Source organism: Streptomyces sp. NBC_01408 (assembly GCF_026340255.1).
Taxonomy (GTDB): Bacteria; Actinomycetota; Actinomycetes; order Streptomycetales; family Streptomycetaceae; genus Streptomyces.
Genome location: NZ_JAPEPJ010000001.1, coordinates 2,516,976 through 2,533,449, shown reverse-complemented (window position 1 = coordinate 2,533,449; position 16,474 = coordinate 2,516,976). Strand labels below are relative to the sequence as shown.

The 16,474-nt window shown below is 65.6% G+C and carries 8 protein-coding genes, 3 rRNA genes and 1 pseudogene; 4 read left to right on the top strand and 8 right to left on the bottom strand.

The genetic code is table 11. The features are described 5' to 3' along the window. Positions 1–88 precede the first annotated feature (88 nt). A pseudogene (locus OG447_RS11525) lies at positions 89–469 on the top strand (Uma2 family endonuclease); the annotation flags it as partial. Between the two features lie 105 nt (positions 470–574). Here OG447_RS11525 and rrf read toward each other — a convergent pair. The 4 genes from rrf to OG447_RS11505 all read right to left on the bottom strand — a co-directional run bounded on the left by rrf (position 575) and on the right by OG447_RS11505 (position 7,307). Further along, positions 575–691: ribosomal RNA gene (rrf, locus tag OG447_RS11520) — 5S ribosomal RNA — on the bottom strand. Between the two features lie 74 nt (positions 692–765). After that, positions 766–3,888 (bottom strand): 23S ribosomal RNA (locus tag OG447_RS11515). Between the two features lie 287 nt (positions 3,889–4,175). Beyond that, positions 4,176–5,700, bottom strand: a 16S ribosomal RNA gene (locus OG447_RS11510). Together the 16S, 23S and 5S rRNA genes form the textbook arrangement of a ribosomal RNA operon. 599 nt (positions 5,701–6,299) lie before the next feature. After that, complete coding sequence (locus tag OG447_RS11505; protein WP_266936389.1) at positions 6,300–7,307, bottom strand: stage II sporulation protein M; 1,008 nt, start codon at positions 7,305–7,307, stop codon at positions 6,300–6,302. A gap of 111 nt (positions 7,308–7,418) precedes the next feature. Here OG447_RS11505 and OG447_RS11500 point away from each other — a divergent pair, with 111 nt between their 5' ends. Continuing rightward, the gene (locus tag OG447_RS11500; protein WP_266936388.1) at positions 7,419–8,348 is read left to right on the top strand and encodes an RDD family protein; all 930 of its coding nucleotides are present in this window, start codon (positions 7,419–7,421) and stop codon (positions 8,346–8,348) included. 20 nt (positions 8,349–8,368) lie between these two features. Here OG447_RS11500 and OG447_RS11495 read toward each other — a convergent pair whose 3' ends face one another. The 3 genes from OG447_RS11495 to OG447_RS11485 all read right to left on the bottom strand — a co-directional run bounded on the left by OG447_RS11495 (position 8,369) and on the right by OG447_RS11485 (position 12,503). Beyond that, positions 8,369–8,986: a hypothetical protein gene (locus tag OG447_RS11495; protein WP_266938838.1), complete on the bottom strand. Its 618-nt coding sequence runs from the start codon at positions 8,984–8,986 to the stop codon at positions 8,369–8,371. A gap of 184 nt (positions 8,987–9,170) precedes the next feature. After that, positions 9,171–10,607: an adenosylhomocysteinase gene (gene ahcY / locus OG447_RS11490; RefSeq protein ID WP_266936387.1), complete on the bottom strand. Its 1,437-nt coding sequence runs from the start codon at positions 10,605–10,607 to the stop codon at positions 9,171–9,173. A gap of 666 nt (positions 10,608–11,273) precedes the next feature. After that, a complete protein-coding gene (locus OG447_RS11485; protein ID WP_266936386.1) occupies positions 11,274–12,503 on the bottom strand; it encodes a transposase in 1,230 nt (409 codons plus the stop codon). Between the two features lie 143 nt (positions 12,504–12,646). Here OG447_RS11485 and OG447_RS11480 point away from each other — a divergent pair, with 143 nt between their 5' ends. Both OG447_RS11480 and lepB read left to right on the top strand, forming a co-directional pair. Continuing rightward, positions 12,647–14,599: a fructose-specific PTS transporter subunit EIIC gene (locus OG447_RS11480; protein WP_323181752.1), complete on the top strand. Its 1,953-nt coding sequence runs from the start codon at positions 12,647–12,649 to the stop codon at positions 14,597–14,599. Positions 14,600–14,736: 137 nt separating this feature from the next. Continuing rightward, the gene (gene lepB / locus OG447_RS11475) at positions 14,737–15,408 is read left to right on the top strand and encodes a signal peptidase I (RefSeq protein ID WP_266936385.1); all 672 of its coding nucleotides are present in this window, start codon (positions 14,737–14,739) and stop codon (positions 15,406–15,408) included. 48 nt (positions 15,409–15,456) lie between these two features. Here lepB and OG447_RS11470 read toward each other — a convergent pair whose 3' ends face one another. Then, a complete protein-coding gene (locus tag OG447_RS11470) occupies positions 15,457–16,410 on the bottom strand; it encodes a cation diffusion facilitator family transporter (RefSeq protein WP_266936384.1) in 954 nt (317 codons plus the stop codon). Positions 16,411–16,474: the final 64 nt, after the last annotated feature.

Here is a 16,474-nt window from a genome sequence, read left to right as displayed (position 1 = left end):
ATGAACCCCACGGCTCCCCACGGGCTCAACGTGGTGCGGCTACGCCGCCAGATCGAAGCCCAGACGCCAGAGGTCATGGCCCTCAACGACACGAACATGGGCGATCCCCAGACCGGCTCTGACCAAGGTCCCCGATCTCATGGTCATCGCGGAAGAGGACACCGACGACACGGCCAAGGTCGTCAACTCCCGCGATGTCCTCATGGTGGTGGAAGTCGTCTCCCGCACGAACTCGCTCACTGACATCCGCGACAAGCTGCACGACTACCCGAGGATGGGGGTCCCGCTGTATGTCGTGGTAGACCCCCGTAAGGACAAGAAGACCGTCACCGTACACAGCGACCCCTCAGCAGGTCCCGACGGCATCCGCTTCCGCAAGGCGGTCCCTTACGCCTTCGGGGACACTGTCGTCGCCGGCCGCTGGACGCTCGAAACGAGCACCCTCAAAAGCTATCCCGCCGACTGGTGAAGCCCAAGAGTCACACCACGCGGCGCGGGCCGCGAACTGGCCCGGAACGCAGAAAAGCCCCGCACCGAACCCGTAAGGGTTTGGTGCGGGGCTTCCGCAATGATTGTTCGGCGGCGTCCTACTCTCCCACAGGGTCCCCCCTGCAGTACCATCGGCGCTGAAAGGCTTAGCTTCCGGGTTCGGAATGTAACCGGGCGTTTCCCTAACGCTATGACCACCGAAACACTATGAAGTTAACCAACCGGGCATGGACACGGTTCGTTACTTCAGAACTAACACAGTGGACGCGAGCAACTGAGGACAAGCCCTCGGCCTATTAGTACCAGTCAGCTTCACCCGTTACCGGGCTTCCACATCTGGCCTATCAACCCAGTCGTCTACTGGGAGCCTTACCCTCTCAAGGAGGTGGGAATACTCATCTTGAAGCAGGCTTCCCGCTTAGATGCTTTCAGCGGTTATCCCTCCCGAACGTAGCCAACCAGCCATGCCCTTGGCAGGACAACTGGCACACCAGAGGTTCGTCCGTCCCGGTCCTCTCGTACTAGGGACAGCCCTTCTCAATATTCCTACGCGCACAGCGGATAGGGACCGAACTGTCTCACGACGTTCTAAACCCAGCTCGCGTACCGCTTTAATGGGCGAACAGCCCAACCCTTGGGACCGACTCCAGCCCCAGGATGCGACGAGCCGACATCGAGGTGCCAAACCATCCCGTCGATATGGACTCTTGGGGAAGATCAGCCTGTTATCCCCGGGGTACCTTTTATCCGTTGAGCGACGGCGCTTCCACAAGCCACCGCCGGATCACTAGTCCCGACTTTCGTCCCTGCTCGACCCGTCGGTCTCACAGTCAAGCTCCCTTGTGCACTTACACTCAACACCTGATTGCCAACCAGGCTGAGGGAACCTTTGGGCGCCTCCGTTACCCTTTGGGAGGCAACCGCCCCAGTTAAACTACCCATCAGACACTGTCCCTGATCCGGATCACGGACCGAGGTTAGACATCCAGCACGACCAGAGTGGTATTTCAACGGCGACTCCACAACCACTGGCGTGGCTGCTTCAAAGTCTCCCACCTATCCTACACAAGCCGAACCGAACACCAATATCAAACTATAGTAAAGGTCCCGGGGTCTTTCCGTCCTGCTGCGCGAAACGAGCATCTTTACTCGTAGTGCAATTTCACCGGGCCTATGGTTGAGACAGTCGAGAAGTCGTTACGCCATTCGTGCAGGTCGGAACTTACCCGACAAGGAATTTCGCTACCTTAGGATGGTTATAGTTACCACCGCCGTTTACTGGCGCTTAAGTTCTCAGCTTCGCCACACCGAAATGTGACTAACCGGTCCCCTTAACGTTCCAGCACCGGGCAGGCGTCAGTCCGTATACATCGCCTTACGGCTTCGCACGGACCTGTGTTTTTAGTAAACAGTCGCTTCTCGCTGGTCTCTGCGGCCACCCCCAGCTCAAGGAGCAAGTCCTCTCACCAGTGATGGCCCCCCTTCTCCCGAAGTTACGGGGGCATTTTGCCGAGTTCCTTAACCATAGTTCACCCGAACGCCTCGGTATTCTCTACCTGACCACCTGAGTCGGTTTAGGGTACGGGCCGCCATGAAACTCGCTAGAGGCTTTTCTCGACAGCATAGGATCATCCACTTCACCACAATCGGCTCGGCATCAGGTCTCAGCCTTAATGAGGGACGGATTTGCCTACCCCTCGGCCTACACCCTTACCCCGGGACTACCACCGCCCGGGCTGGACTACCTTCCTGCGTCACCCCATCGCTTACCTACTACCACCTTGGATCGGCGGCTCCACCACTTTCCTTTCCCCGAAGGGTCCGGAACGGCTTCACGGCCTTAGCATTAGAGGATTCGATATTGGGCGTTTCAAAGCGGGTACCGGAATATCAACCGGTTGTCCATCGACTACGCCTGTCGGCCTCGCCTTAGGTCCCGACTTACCCTGGGCAGATCAGCTTGACCCAGGAACCCTTAGTCAATCGGCGCACACGTTTCTCACGTGTGTATCGCTACTCATGCCTGCATTCTCACTCGTGAACCGTCCACAACTAGCTTCCGCTGCTGCTTCACCCGGCACACGACGCTCCCCTACCCATCACAGCGGGCGTTGGCCCTATTGCTGCAATGACACGACTTCGGCGGTACGCTTGAGCCCCGCTACATTGTCGGCGCGGAATCACTTGACCAGTGAGCTATTACGCACTCTTTCAAGGGTGGCTGCTTCTAAGCCAACCTCCTGGTTGTCTCTGCGACTCCACATCCTTTCCCACTTAGCGTACGCTTAGGGGCCTTAGTCGATGCTCTGGGCTGTTTCCCTCTCGACCATGGAGCTTATCCCCCACAGTCTCACTGCCGTGCTCTCACTTACCGGCATTCGGAGTTTGGCTAAGGTCAGTAACCCGGTAGGGCCCATCGCCTATCCAGTGCTCTACCTCCGGCAAGAAACACACGACGCTGCACCTAAATGCATTTCGGGGAGAACCAGCTATCACGGAGTTTGATTGGCCTTTCACCCCTAACCACAGGTCATCCCCCAGGTTTTCAACCCTGGTGGGTTCGGTCCTCCACGAAGTCTTACCTCCGCTTCAACCTGCCCATGGCTAGATCACTCCGCTTCGGGTCTAGAGCGTGCAACTCAATCGCCCTATTCGGACTCGCTTTCGCTACGGCTTCCCCACACGGGTTAACCTCGCTACACACCGCTAACTCGCAGGCTCATTCTTCAAAAGGCACGCAGTCACGACCCATTGGGTAAACCCAATGAGCGACGCTCCCACGGCTTGTAGGCACACGGTTTCAGGTACTATTTCACTCCGCTCCCGCGGTACTTTTCACCATTCCCTCACGGTACTATCCGCTATCGGTCACCAGGGAATATTTAGGCTTAGCGGGTGGTCCCGCCAGATTCACACGGGATTTCTCGGGCCCCGTGCTACTTGGGAGATTCTTAAGCAAGCCGCTGATGTTTCGTCTACGGGGGTCTTACCCTCTACGCCGGACCTTTCGCATGTCCTTCGACTACATCAACGGTTTCTGACTCGCCGACCGGCCGGCAGACCGATCAAAAGAATTCCCACAACCCCGCATGCGCAACCCCTGCCGGGTATCACACGCATACGGTTTGGCCTCATCCGGTTTCGCTCGCCACTACTCCCGGAATCACGGTTGTTTTCTCTTCCTGAGGGTACTGAGATGTTTCACTTCCCCTCGTTCCCTCCACACTGCCTATGTGTTCAGCAGTGGGTGACAGCCCATGACGACTGCCGGGTTTCCCCATTCGGACACCCCCGGATCAAAGCTCAGTTGGCAGCTCCCCGGGGCCTATCGCGGCCTCTCACGTCCTTCATCGGTTCCTGGTGCCAAGGCATCCACCGTGTGCCCTTAAAAACTTGGCCACAGATGCTCGCGTCCACTGTGTAGTTCTCAAGCAACGACCAGCCACCCATCACCCCACCAGACAAGCTGATGAGTGCACTGGGGCCGGCATCGCGAAGATAAGACCTTTACGGCCGTACCTTCAGATACCCAACAACGTGCCAGGCACCAGCCGTCCTCCGAACTCTCTTTCCACGCCGAAGCAGTACTCGAGAACCATCAGATCGTCTGGCGCCAAATAATCAACGTTCCACCCATGAGCTGACCGTGCAGAACATTTGTCTGCAATCGGTACTGTGCTCCTTAGAAAGGAGGTGATCCAGCCGCACCTTCCGGTACGGCTACCTTGTTACGACTTCGTCCCAATCGCCAGTCCCACCTTCGACAGCTCCCTCCCTTACGGGTTGGGCCACCGGCTTCGGGTGTTACCGACTTTCGTGACGTGACGGGCGGTGTGTACAAGGCCCGGGAACGTATTCACCGCAGCAATGCTGATCTGCGATTACTAGCAACTCCGACTTCATGGGGTCGAGTTGCAGACCCCAATCCGAACTGAGACCGGCTTTTTGAGATTCGCTCCACCTCACGGTATCGCAGCTCATTGTACCGGCCATTGTAGCACGTGTGCAGCCCAAGACATAAGGGGCATGATGACTTGACGTCGTCCCCACCTTCCTCCGAGTTGACCCCGGCGGTCTCCTGTGAGTCCCCATCACCCCGAAGGGCATGCTGGCAACACAGGACAAGGGTTGCGCTCGTTGCGGGACTTAACCCAACATCTCACGACACGAGCTGACGACAGCCATGCACCACCTGTATACCGACCACAAGGGGGGCACTATCTCTAATGCTTTCCGGTATATGTCAAGCCTTGGTAAGGTTCTTCGCGTTGCGTCGAATTAAGCCACATGCTCCGCTGCTTGTGCGGGCCCCCGTCAATTCCTTTGAGTTTTAGCCTTGCGGCCGTACTCCCCAGGCGGGGAACTTAATGCGTTAGCTGCGGCACCGACGACGTGGAATGTCGCCAACACCTAGTTCCCAACGTTTACGGCGTGGACTACCAGGGTATCTAATCCTGTTCGCTCCCCACGCTTTCGCTCCTCAGCGTCAGTAATGGCCCAGAGATCCGCCTTCGCCACCGGTGTTCCTCCTGATATCTGCGCATTTCACCGCTACACCAGGAATTCCGATCTCCCCTACCACACTCTAGCTAGCCCGTATCGAATGCAGACCCGAGGTTAAGCCTCGGGCTTTCACATCCGACGTGACAAGCCGCCTACGAGCTCTTTACGCCCAATAATTCCGGACAACGCTTGCGCCCTACGTATTACCGCGGCTGCTGGCACGTAGTTAGCCGGCGCTTCTTCTGCAGGTACCGTCACTTTCGCTTCTTCCCTGCTGAAAGAGGTTTACAACCCGAAGGCCGTCATCCCTCACGCGGCGTCGCTGCATCAGGCTTTCGCCCATTGTGCAATATTCCCCACTGCTGCCTCCCGTAGGAGTCTGGGCCGTGTCTCAGTCCCAGTGTGGCCGGTCGCCCTCTCAGGCCGGCTACCCGTCGTCGCCTTGGTGGGCCATTACCCCACCAACAAGCTGATAGGCCGCGGGCTCATCCTTCACCGCCGGAGCTTTCAACCCCCGCCCATGCAGGCAGGAGTGGTATCCGGTATTAGACCCCGTTTCCAGGGCTTGTCCCAGAGTGAAGGGCAGATTGCCCACGTGTTACTCACCCGTTCGCCACTAATCCACCCCGAAGGGCTTCATCGTTCGACTTGCATGTGTTAAGCACGCCGCCAGCGTTCGTCCTGAGCCAGGATCAAACTCTCCATGAATGTTTACCCGTAATCGGGTTCACACACACGAAAGAGCGGGCCAGTCTTGGTCGGAATAAGACCGACTGACCACAACGTCCTCGCTGTGTTTGTTGCCTGCAAGCACTCCACAAGGAAGCCTCACAGGTCTTTTTCAAAGGAACCTCATCCACCGAAGTGGACGGGGTATCAACTTTTGGCGTTGATTTTTGGCACGCTGTTGAGTTCTCAAGGAACGGACGCTTCCTTTGTACTTACCCTCTCGGGCTTTCCTCCGGGCTTCGTTCTTCGTTTCCGACTCTATCAGACTCTTTCGTGTCCGATTCCCGGTCGAAGCGGGTTTCGCTTTCCAGGTTTCCGCTTTCGCGTTTCCCTTTCCGGCGAGTCCGACTCTATCAGAAGTTTTCCACCGGATTTACCGGGCTTCGGATTCCTGAAAAAGGAGTCGACTGCGCCCCGCTGGAATTCAATTCCATGTGGGGACGAGAGAGATCATAAACCATCGCTGCCGAACTTGTCCAGTTCGAGGCAACCGTTTGAATCTACCTCCCCATCGCGGATATGTCAACACCCGCTCCGGGACCTGAGGAGACTAGCAGGTCAGTAGGGTCCGATGCACATCAGGCCGCGGTCGGCAGCGTCGCCGTCTGGTCGGCGGCCTCCACGTCGCCGGCCTCGCCGGCGCGGGAGGCGCGGCCTCCCAGGACGTAGACGTAGAGCAGGAAGGCCACCTCCGCGGCCACGCCGATCGAGACGCGGGCCCAGGTGGGGAGGCCGGACGGGGTCACGAAGCCTTCGATGAGGCCGGAGACGAACAGGACCACTGCGAGGCCGATGGCCATGCCGAGGGCGGCGCGGCCCCGTTCCGCCAGGGCCTCGCGGCGGGTGCGGGGGCCCGGGTCGATGACCGTCCAGCCCAGGCGCAGGCCCGTGCCGGCCGCGACGAAGACCGCCGTCAGTTCGAGCAGGCCGTGCGGCAGGATCAGGCCGAGGAAGACGTCGAGGCGGCCGGCGGAGGCCATCAGGCCGAGGCCGACGCCGAGGTTGGCCATGTTCAGGAAGAGGATCCAGAGCACCGGGAGCCCCAGGAACGCGCCCAGGACCAGGCAGATCGCGGCCGCCTGGGCGTTGTTCGTCCAGACCTGGGCGGCGAAGGAGGCCGCGGGGTGGCTGGAGTAGTACGTCTCGTACTCGCCGCCCGGCTTCGTGAGGGCCTTCAGCTCCTCCGGGGCGGCGATGGCGCCCTGGACCTCCGGATGCGTGGCTATCCACCAGCCGATGAGCACGCCCAGCGCCGTGGAGAGCAGCGCGGTCGGTATCCACCAGGCGCGGCTGCGGTAGACGGCGGCCGGGAAGCCGACGGTGAAGAAGAGGACCACGTCGCGCCAGCCGGCCCGGCGGACCCCGGTCACCGTGGCGCGGGCACGGGCCACCAGCTGGGTGAGCCGGCCCGTGAGCATGGGGTCGGGGGCGCTGGACTGGATGAGCGAGAGGTGGGTGGAGGTGCGCTGGTAGAGCTCGACGAGTTCGTCGGCCTCGGCGCCGGTGAGCTTGCGGCCTCGGCCCAGGAGCTGCTCCAGGCGGTCCCATTCCGCACGATGGGCCGCCACGAAGACGTCGAGATCCATCCGGTTACCGCTCCCCTGCCCCAGGTCCCCTGCTACTGCCTACTCCTGATGTGGTCAGCTTGGCAGACTGGATGCCGATGGGGCGGGGCAGGTCACGTGAAAGGTGCTGCGGTGAGCGATCTGGTGACGGGGGACGCTGTCGTCCTGGGGCTGCGGCCGGCGAGGCTGCCGAGCCGGGCGCTGGCGTTCCTGCTCGACGCGGCGGTGTACGTCACCGGATATCTGACGGTCTCGTTCGGGCTGACCCTGGCGACGGCCTCGCTGGACTTCGCCGCTCAGGCGGCCGTGGCGGTGGCCACCGTGCTGCTGGTGCTGGTCGGCGTGCCGATCGCGGTGGAGACCCTGACCCACGGGCGTTCGCTGGGCAAGCTCGCCTGCGGGCTGCGGGTCGTACGGGACGACGGCGGGCCGATCCGGTTCCGGCACGCGCTGGTGCGCGGGGCCATGGGGGTCGTGGAGCTCCTGCTCACCTTCGGGTCCGTGGCGTGCATCGCCTCGCTGGTGTCGGAGCGGGGGCGGCGGCTCGGGGACGTCTTCGGGGGGACGCTGGTCATCCGGGAGCGGGTGCCGGGCGCCCGGGTGATGCCGGTGCCCCCGCCGCCGCCGTGGCTGGCCGGGAGGTTCGGCGGGCTGGACCTGTCGGCCGTGCCGGAAGGGCTGTGGCTGGCGATCCGGCAGTACCTGACGCGCATGGGGCAGCTGGATCCGCAGGTCGGCGCCGCGATGGCGGTGCGGCTCGCGGACGATCTGGTGGCGCGTACGGGGACTCCGCCGCCGCCGGGGGTGCCCGCTGCCGCGTACCTGATGGCGGTGGTGCACGAGCGTCAGTCGCGGGACGCCGCCCGTGCCTTCGGCGGTGGCGCGGCGCAGGCCGCGCCCGTGGCCCCGGCTCCGCAGGTCGCCCAGTACGTCGCCCCGCACGCCACTGCGCATGTCGCTCCGTACGCCGCCCCGCAGGCGGCGGCGCCGGTCGCGGTGCCTCCCGTGCAGGTGGCGCCCGTACGGCCGCCGGGTGGCGGCGGGTTCGCACCGCCCGCCTGAGGTCTGCCCGGTCGGCGGCGCTACGCCTCGAAGGTCGAGGGCGGGGTCTCCAGGTGTTCGAGTTCGATTCCCGGGGCCGAGAGGACCACGTCGCCCGCGATGTGGATCGTGTGGACCTCGCCGGTGTCCAGGGCGCTGACCTGGTACGCGTCCACCTGCAGCGGGCCGCTGTCCGTGGGGTGTTCCTCGCGCGCCAGCAGGGCCCAGGCCTGGTCGACCGTGCGCGGGGCGAGGACCGGGTCGGTGAGGGCGAGGAGCCGGACGCGGGTGGCGGGTGCGCCGGGGGTCAGGCGCAGCAGGCGGGCCGTCGCGATGAGGAAGGCCGGGGAGGTTCCGGTGAAGCCGGGGGCCTGGACGTTGCCTTCGGTGGCCTCGGTGCCGGTGGGGTCGGTGCGCACCCAGGTGACGCCGTCGATGGCGGCGCCGCGGACCTGCCAGCTGGAGGCGTTCAGTTCGAGGCGGATGGGGCGGCCGAGTTCGTCGACGGCGAGGTCGACGGAGCCTCGGTGGTCGCCGTTCGGGGCGGTGAGCTGGGAGACGTAGCGCCAGCCGGAGGGGCCGGGGGCGCAGTGGAAGTGCTCCTCCCCGAGGGGGGTGTGATCGTGCGGGTCATGGAGCGAGTAGCGGCCGCGGGGCATGGTGAGCACGTTTCGTCGGGTGGGCGGGCGGGCGGGGCACTGCCGGGCAGTGCGGTGCCGTCAACGTACCGCCGACCGCCCGCGGGGGCGCCGAAGGGGCAGGCCCCCGGCGACGTCCGCCGGGGGCCTGCTGGAGCTTCCGCTGATCGACGGCCGATCAGTGCTGATCGGCCATCGGTGCCGATCAGTAGCGGTAGTGGTCCGCCTTGTACGGGCCCTCAACCTTGACGCCGATGTACTCGGCCTGCTCGGGGCGCAGGGTGGTGAGCCTGACGCCGAGGGCGTCGAGGTGGAGGCGGGCGACCTTCTCGTCCAGGTGCTTCGGGAGGACGTAGACGTCGGTCGGGTACTCCGCCTGCTTCGTGAAGAGCTCGATCTGGGCCAGGGTCTGGTCCGCGAAGGAGTTCGACATCACGAAGGAGGGGTGGCCGGTGGCGTTGCCCAGGTTCAGCAGGCGGCCCTCGGACAGGACGATCAGGACCTTGCCGTCGGGGAACTTCCAGGTGTGGACCTGGGGCTTGACCTCGTCCTTGACGATGCCCTCGATCTTGGCCAGGCCGGCCATGTCGATCTCGTTGTCGAAGTGGCCGATGTTCCCGACGATGGCCTGGTGCTTCATCTTGGCCATGTCGGCGGCCATGATGATGTCCTTGTTGCCGGTGGTCGTGATGAAGATGTCGGCGGTCTCGACGACGTCGTCGAGGGTGGCGACCTGGTAGCCGTCCATCGCGGCCTGGAGGGCGCAGATGGGGTCGATCTCGGTGACGATCACGCGGGCGCCCTGGCCGCGCAGGGACTCGGCGCAGCCCTTGCCGACGTCGCCGTAGCCGCAGACGACCGCGACCTTGCCGCCGATGAGGACGTCGGTGGCGCGGTTGATGCCGTCGATCAGGGAGTGGCGGCAGCCGTACTTGTTGTCGAACTTCGACTTGGTGACGGCGTCGTTCACGTTGATCGCCGGGAAGAGCAGGCTGCCCTCGGCCATCATCTCGTAGAGGCGGTGGACACCGGTGGTGGTCTCCTCGGTGACGCCGCGGATCTCGGACGCGAGCTGCGTCCACTTCTGCGGGTTCTCTCCGAGGGTGCGGTTCAGCAGGGTGAGGATGTACGCGTACTCCTCGGAGTCCGCCGTCGACGGGTCCGGGGCCTCGCCGGCCTTCTCGAACTCGACGCCCTTGTGGACGAGGAGGGTGGCGTCACCACCGTCGTCGAGGATCATGTTCGGGCCGCCGGTGGGGGTGTTCGGCCAGGTCAGGGCCTGCTCCGTGCACCACCAGTACTCCTCCAGCGTCTCGCCCTTCCAGGCGAAGACGGGGACGCCCTGCGGGTTCTCCGGGGTACCGTTCGGGCCGACCGCGATGGCGGCGGCCGCGTGGTCCTGGGTGGAGAAGATGTTGCAGGAGGCCCAGCGGACGTCGGCGCCGAGGGCGGCGAGGGTCTCGATGAGCACGGCCGTCTGCACGGTCATGTGCAGGGAGCCGGTGATGCGGGCGCCGGCGAGGGGCTGCGCGTCCGCGTACTCGGCGCGGATCGACATCAGGCCGGGCATCTCGTGCTCGGCGAGGGTGATCTCCTTGCGGCCGAAGGCGGCAAGGGAAAGGTCTGCGACCTTGAAGTCCATGGGTGGTGCTCCTCATGGGTTCGAGAGGGTGGGTACGGCTGGGCCGCGCGCCGTTCGGCTGGGTCCGGTCCGGACGCAGCCTGGAGGAACGCGCGGAGCACACAGTCCGTCGGGAGCCCTCTCTCCCCTCGGCCGGTCAACGAGGACCGCCCGACCGCCATCAGCAGCGACGCCTGACACTGAGGACGAATCTACACCGATCGGCGGATCGTGCCCCAGTCGGCCGAGCCGCTGGACGAGTGAGTCCGAGGTGGCGTCGTCCGCCCGCAGGGCGGGCGGGGAGGCGTCAGGCGCGTGTGGCTGCAAGGCGGAGGAGGGAGTCGACGCGAATGGGGTCTCCCCGGCTCGAGCGAAGCCGAGAGCTTGGGGAAGTCGGCGACCGACGACAACGCGGCAGACGCGCGTGCCTGACGCCTCCCCGCAGGCGCCACCTCGGACTCACTCGTCTAGGGCGTGTCCTGGCTTCGGGCCCTACGGCGGGCAGGTTTGAGGCCTTTGGGACTTTTGATCGGCCCTTGACGTGGGGCAGGATGCCGGTGGATCGGAACTCTTGCGCGATCTCGCAGGACCCTTGCCGGCCCGGCCGTGAAGGAGATTTCATTGAATCCTCCCCTCCCTGAAGGGAGAGGATTCCTCACCCTCCAGGGCTGATCGGGGATTTCTAGCTCACGCTGCCAGGTGGGGCAGCGCCCCGATTGGTCTTACGCGATCAGCACTAGCCGGGTTGAGACCAGCCCGGACCAGCATCACGCGGGCGGAGTTCTTATCCCTGGGGGATACGGCTCCGCACGCGGTGCAGGCGTAGGTTCGTTCTGAGAGAGGTAGTGCGTGCTTGGTTCTCGCTCCGCACTGCGCACAGTCCATGGTGGTGTGCGCGGGGTGTACCAGGTGCACGGTCCGTCCGTGCTTGCGGCCCATCTCGATCAGGGCCGTCTTGGTGGCGCTGATGGCCGCGTCGGCGGCCTTGCGGGCCATGGTCGTCTTGGCGAGGAACTTCGGGCGGAAGTCCTCGACCGCCACGGCGTCGTGATCGCGGACTACGGACTTGGCCCACTTGCGGCCAGTGTCCTGGCGCTGCCGGGCGACCTTCTTGTGCAGCTTCGCGGTCTGCCGTTTCGCGTGCCGGTAGCCCTTCGACCCTGCCTTGCCCTTCGGTGGCTTGCGCCGGGCCATCATCCGCTGATGGCGCGCGAGGCCGGCGGCGGCCTTCTTGCCGTGCTCGACGTGCGGGAGGTCGTGGGCATCGCTGGTGGTGGTCGCGGTCTCCTTCACGCCCCAGTCCACGCCGATCACCGCGCCGGTCTCCGGAAGCTGCTCGACCTCGGCGGGGACGACGAACGAGCAGTACCAGTGCCCGACACTGTCCTGATAGACACGCACGCTGGACGGGTCGGCCGGGAGGTTCCGCGACCACACCACGGTCAGGGCGATACCGCCCGCCAGGTACAGGCGGCCGTCCTTCAGCCGAAAGCCGCGCTTGGTGTAGTTGAGGGACGGCAGCGCTTCCCGCTTCCTCTTCCACTTCGGCATCCCGGCCCGCTGCCGCATCGGCAACCGGTCCTTGATGTCCTTCTGCGCCTTGGCGCGGGACTTCCCGAAATCCCGGATCGACTGCTGCTGCGGAACCGAGGACCCTTCGCGAAGCCAGGTGTTCTTGGTACGGGCTTCGGTCAACATCTTGTCGAGCTGCGCCGGGCCACAGGTCCGCTTGTCCGTCCCCTCGGGCCGGCCCTTGTTCCACAGATGCGTCTGCTTCGACTTCGCGCAGCACTCGTTCCAGATCCACCGGCACCGGTCCCACTCCGCCATCAGAGCGGCGAGCGCGGAAGACGACACGCGGACGCGGAAGCTCCACCGGGCATGCCCGGCATCCCCCACCATCGCTGTCGCCGCCATCCCAACAACCTATCCCCGCCCACTGACAACAACCGAAAGAGCAGGCCAGACCAGATGCGAACCGACCTCCGGCGCTCTGCGCCTCCACACCAAGGACCCATTCCTCCCCGGCCTGAAGGCCGGGGCCTCCTGGGAGAAATCAGGTGACCAGTCCGGCCGGCCCTCCCGCAGGCGGGGGCGCAAGCGGGCAGAAGCGCCTGAAGCTGCTCGCCGTCACCGCGTGTCCCACGGGGATCGCGCACACCTACATGGCCGCGGAGAAGCTGCAACAGGCCGCCGACCGCCTCGGCATCGACATGAAGGTGGAGACCCAGGGCTCCATCGGGGCCGAGAACGTGCTCTCTGACAACGATGTCAGAGAGGCGGACGGCATCATCATCGCCGCCGACAAGGAGGTCGCCCGCGAGCGCTTCGCGGGCAAGCGGGTGCTGTCCACCGGTGTCGCGGACGGTATCCACAAGCCCGAGGAGCTGATCGAGCGCGTGCAGGGCGCGCCCGTGCAGGCCACGGCGGCGGCCGGGAGCGGCGGCGGCGAGGGCAGGGGCGGGGGCGGCCACGAGCGCAGCGCCGCGTACAAGGCGCTGATGAACGGCGTCTCGCACATGATCCCCTTCGTGGTGGTGGGCGGTCTGCTGCTCGCCATCTCGATCGCGCTCGGCGGGCACTCCACGCCCGAGGGGATCACGTTCGACGAGGGTTCGTTCTGGTTCTACGTGAACGCCCTGGGCACCCTCGGCTTCACGCTGATGCTGCCGATCTTCTCCGGATACATCGCCTACGCCCTCGGTGACCGGCCCGCGCTCGTCCCCGGCATGATCGGCGGTTTCCTGGCCGCCAATGCCACGACCATCTACAAGGCGGAGGCCAACGCGGGCTTCCTCGGCGCGATCGCGACCGGCTTCCTGGCCGGCTATCTGGTGATCTGGATCAAGAAGGTCAAGGTCCCCAAGTTCGTCCAGCCGATCATGCCGATCATCGTGATCCCGATCGTCTCGACGCTCGCCCTCGGCCTGTTCTACATCTATGTGATCGGGCAGCCCATCTCCTGGGTGTTCACGCACCTGACCAGCTGGCTGAACGGGATGACCGGCTCCAGCGCGGTCGTGCTCGGCGCCGTCATCGGCCTGATGATCGCCTTCGACATGGGCGGACCGGTCAACAAGACCGCGTTCCTCGTGGCGGTGGGCCTGATCGGCACCAACAACGCGGTCATGGGCATGGCCGCCGCCGCCATCCCGGTCATGCCGCTCGGCCAGGGCCTGGCGACGCTGCTGCGCCGCAGGAGCTACAGCGCCCAGGAGCGGGAGACGGGCATCGCCGCTCTGTTCATGGGCTTCTTCGGCATCTCCGAGGGTGCCATTCCGTTCGCCGCCGCCCGGCCGGCCCAGGTCATTCCCGCGAACATGCTCGGCGGTGCGGTGGCCGGTGCGATCGCGGGGCTGGCCGGGGTCGAGAACTCGGTGCCGCACGGCGGCCCGATCGTCTCGCTCTTCGGTGCCGTGAGCGGTGTCGCCATGTTCTTCGTCGCGATCGCGGCGGGCACCGTCGTCACCGCACTGGCCACGAACGCGCTCATCGGGATCAAGCAGCGCAGGGACGACCGGGCGGCGCCGGTCTCCCCCGGCCCGGCCGCGGAGCCGGAGGTGCTCTCCGGGTACCTGACCGCGCGGACCGTGAAGACGGAACTGGCCGCTGACTCCAAGGAGGCGGCGATCCGCGAGTTGGCACAGATGCTGGCGACCACCGGGAACGTCCGGGACGTGGACGAGCTCGTACGGGTCGCCCTGGCCCGGGAGGCGCAGGGCACGACCGGTCTCGGCGAGTCGATCGCGATCCCGCACGCCAAGACGGACGCGGTGGCCCGGCCCACGGTGGGCTTCGCCCGGTCCGACGAGGGCATCGAGTGGGGCTCCCTGGACGGCACGAAGGCCCGGCTGGTCTTCATGATCTCGGTGCCGGAGGCCGCGGCGGGCGACGAGCACCTGCGGATCCTGGCGCTGCTGTCGCGCAAGCTGATGGACGGCGGGTTCCGCGAGCGGCTCCAGGCCGCGCCCGACGAGGCGTCGGTCCTGGACGTGCTGCGCGAGATCCAGTAGCCGGTCCCCCGCCGGCCGGCGCCGTCCGGCCATGCGGCCGGGTCCCGTACCCCCGGGGTACGGGACCCGGCCGCTGTGCCGAGCCGGCCGAACCGTACCCTTCCGGCCACACGCACTGCTGGGAGGGGAACGGATTCATGGCACACAGACCTGGGCGGGGGCTGGGGATCGCGGCGCTCGTGCTGCTGGCGTTCGGGGTCCCGGTGACCGCCGGGTGCGCCGCGTACGGAGCCACTCAGCTCACCGGGGCGCGCGTGCCCAGCGACCACATGCGGCCCACCTACGTGCCCGGGTCGGCCGCCGTCTTCCGGACGGGCGGGACCGAGCCCCGGCGGGGCGACGTCGTGCTCTTCGACGGGTCGGCCTGGGGTGACGAGGACCGCCACATCGAACGCGTGGTGGCGGTGGGGGGCGACCGCATCTCCTACGCGGCGGGCGACGAGACCCTGACCCTCAACGGGCAGCCCCTCGACGAGCCGTACGTGCTCGGCGGAGCCCCCGGGGCCGGTGGGGTGAGCTTCGAAGTCACGGTGCCGGAAGGGCGGCTCTTCCTCCTGGGTGACAACCGCGGCAACTCCGCGGACTCCCGCTTCCGCAGGGCACACCACGAAGGCACGGTTCCGGTCACGGCGGTGCTCGGGGTCTCCGTCGACGAAGAGCCCCTGGTGATGGCCGGCTTCCCCCTGGTGTCCCTCGCCGGGGGGACCACCGTGCTCGTCGGTGCGGGGCTCGGGATCGCCTGGCTGGTGGTGCGGCGGCGGAAGCCGGTTCCGGTGCATCCCGTCTGGGGTGCACCGCACGTCGGATAGGCCGAAGGCCCCCGCGGGCTGCTGCTCGCGGGGGCCTTCGTACGTCGGTCAGGCCGGGGTGGTGCCCGGCGTCGCGGCCGGGTCGGACCGCTCGGCGCGGTAGATGTCCGGCTCCAGGTAGATCACGCGGGCGATCGGGACGGCCTCGCGGATGCGGTCCTCGGCAGCGTTGATCGCGTCCGCCACCTGGGTCGCGGTGTCGTTGCCCTCGACGGCGATCTTGGCGGCGACCAGCAGCTCCTCGGGGCCGAGGTGCAGGGTGCGCATGTGGATCACGCGGGTGACGACGTCCCCGTCGACGAGCGCGGCCGTGATCTTCTCGATCTCTTCGGTGCCCGCGGCCTCTCCGAGCAGCAGGGACTTGGTCTCCGCGGCCAGGACGATCGCGATGATGATCAGCAGGATGCCGATGCACAGCGTGCCGATGCCGTCCCAGATGCCGTCGCCGGTCAGCAGGGCGAGGCCGACGCCCACGAGGGCCAGGAACAGACCGACGAGCGCACCGAGGTCCTCCAGGAGGACGACGGGCAGCTCGGGAGCCTTGGCCCGCCTGACGAACTGGGTCCAGGTCTGCTTGCCGCGGATCTCGTTCGACTCCTTGATCGCGGTGCGGAAGGAGAAGGACTCGGCGATGATCGCGAAGACGAGGACGCCGACCGGCCAGTACCAGGCCTCGATGGCGTGCGGGTGGTTGATCTTCTCGATGCCCTCGTAGATGGCGAACATGCCACCGACGGTGAAGAGCACGATGGAGACGAGGAAGGCGTAGATGTAACGCTCACGCCCGTACCCGAAGGGGTGCTGCGGCGTCGCCTCGCGCTGGGCCTTCTTCCCGCCGAGGAGCAGCAGCCCCTGGTTCCCGGAGTCGGCCAGCGAGTGGACGCTTTCCGCGAGCATCGACGAGGATCCGCTGAAGAGGAATGCCACGAATTTGGCTACAGCGATGGCGAGGTTGGCGGCGAGTGCCGCCACGATCGCCTTGGTACCGCCCGACGCGCTCATGGATGCGGGGTGTCCTTCCTAGCCACTGACCTACCGGCCGCACATTGTTGCAGCCGCCGGGACG

Excerpts from the sequence above, each read along its gene's own strand:
- ahcY (WP_266936387.1), bottom strand. The coding sequence starts at position 10,607 with ATGGACTTCAAGGTCGCAGACCTTTCCCTTGCCGCCTTCGGCCGCAAG.
- OG447_RS11470 (WP_266936384.1), bottom strand. The coding sequence starts at position 16,410 with ATGAGCGCGTCGGGCGGTACCAAGGCGATCGTGGCGGCACTCGCCGCC.
- OG447_RS11485 (WP_266936386.1), bottom strand. The coding sequence starts at position 12,503 with ATGGCGGCGACAGCGATGGTGGGGGATGCCGGGCATGCCCGGTGGAGC.
- OG447_RS11495 (WP_266938838.1), bottom strand. The coding sequence starts at position 8,986 with ATGCCCCGCGGCCGCTACTCGCTCCATGACCCGCACGATCACACCCCC.
- OG447_RS11505 (WP_266936389.1), bottom strand. The coding sequence starts at position 7,307 with ATGGATCTCGACGTCTTCGTGGCGGCCCATCGTGCGGAATGGGACCGC.
- lepB (WP_266936385.1), top strand. The coding sequence starts at position 14,737 with ATGGCACACAGACCTGGGCGGGGGCTGGGGATCGCGGCGCTCGTGCTG.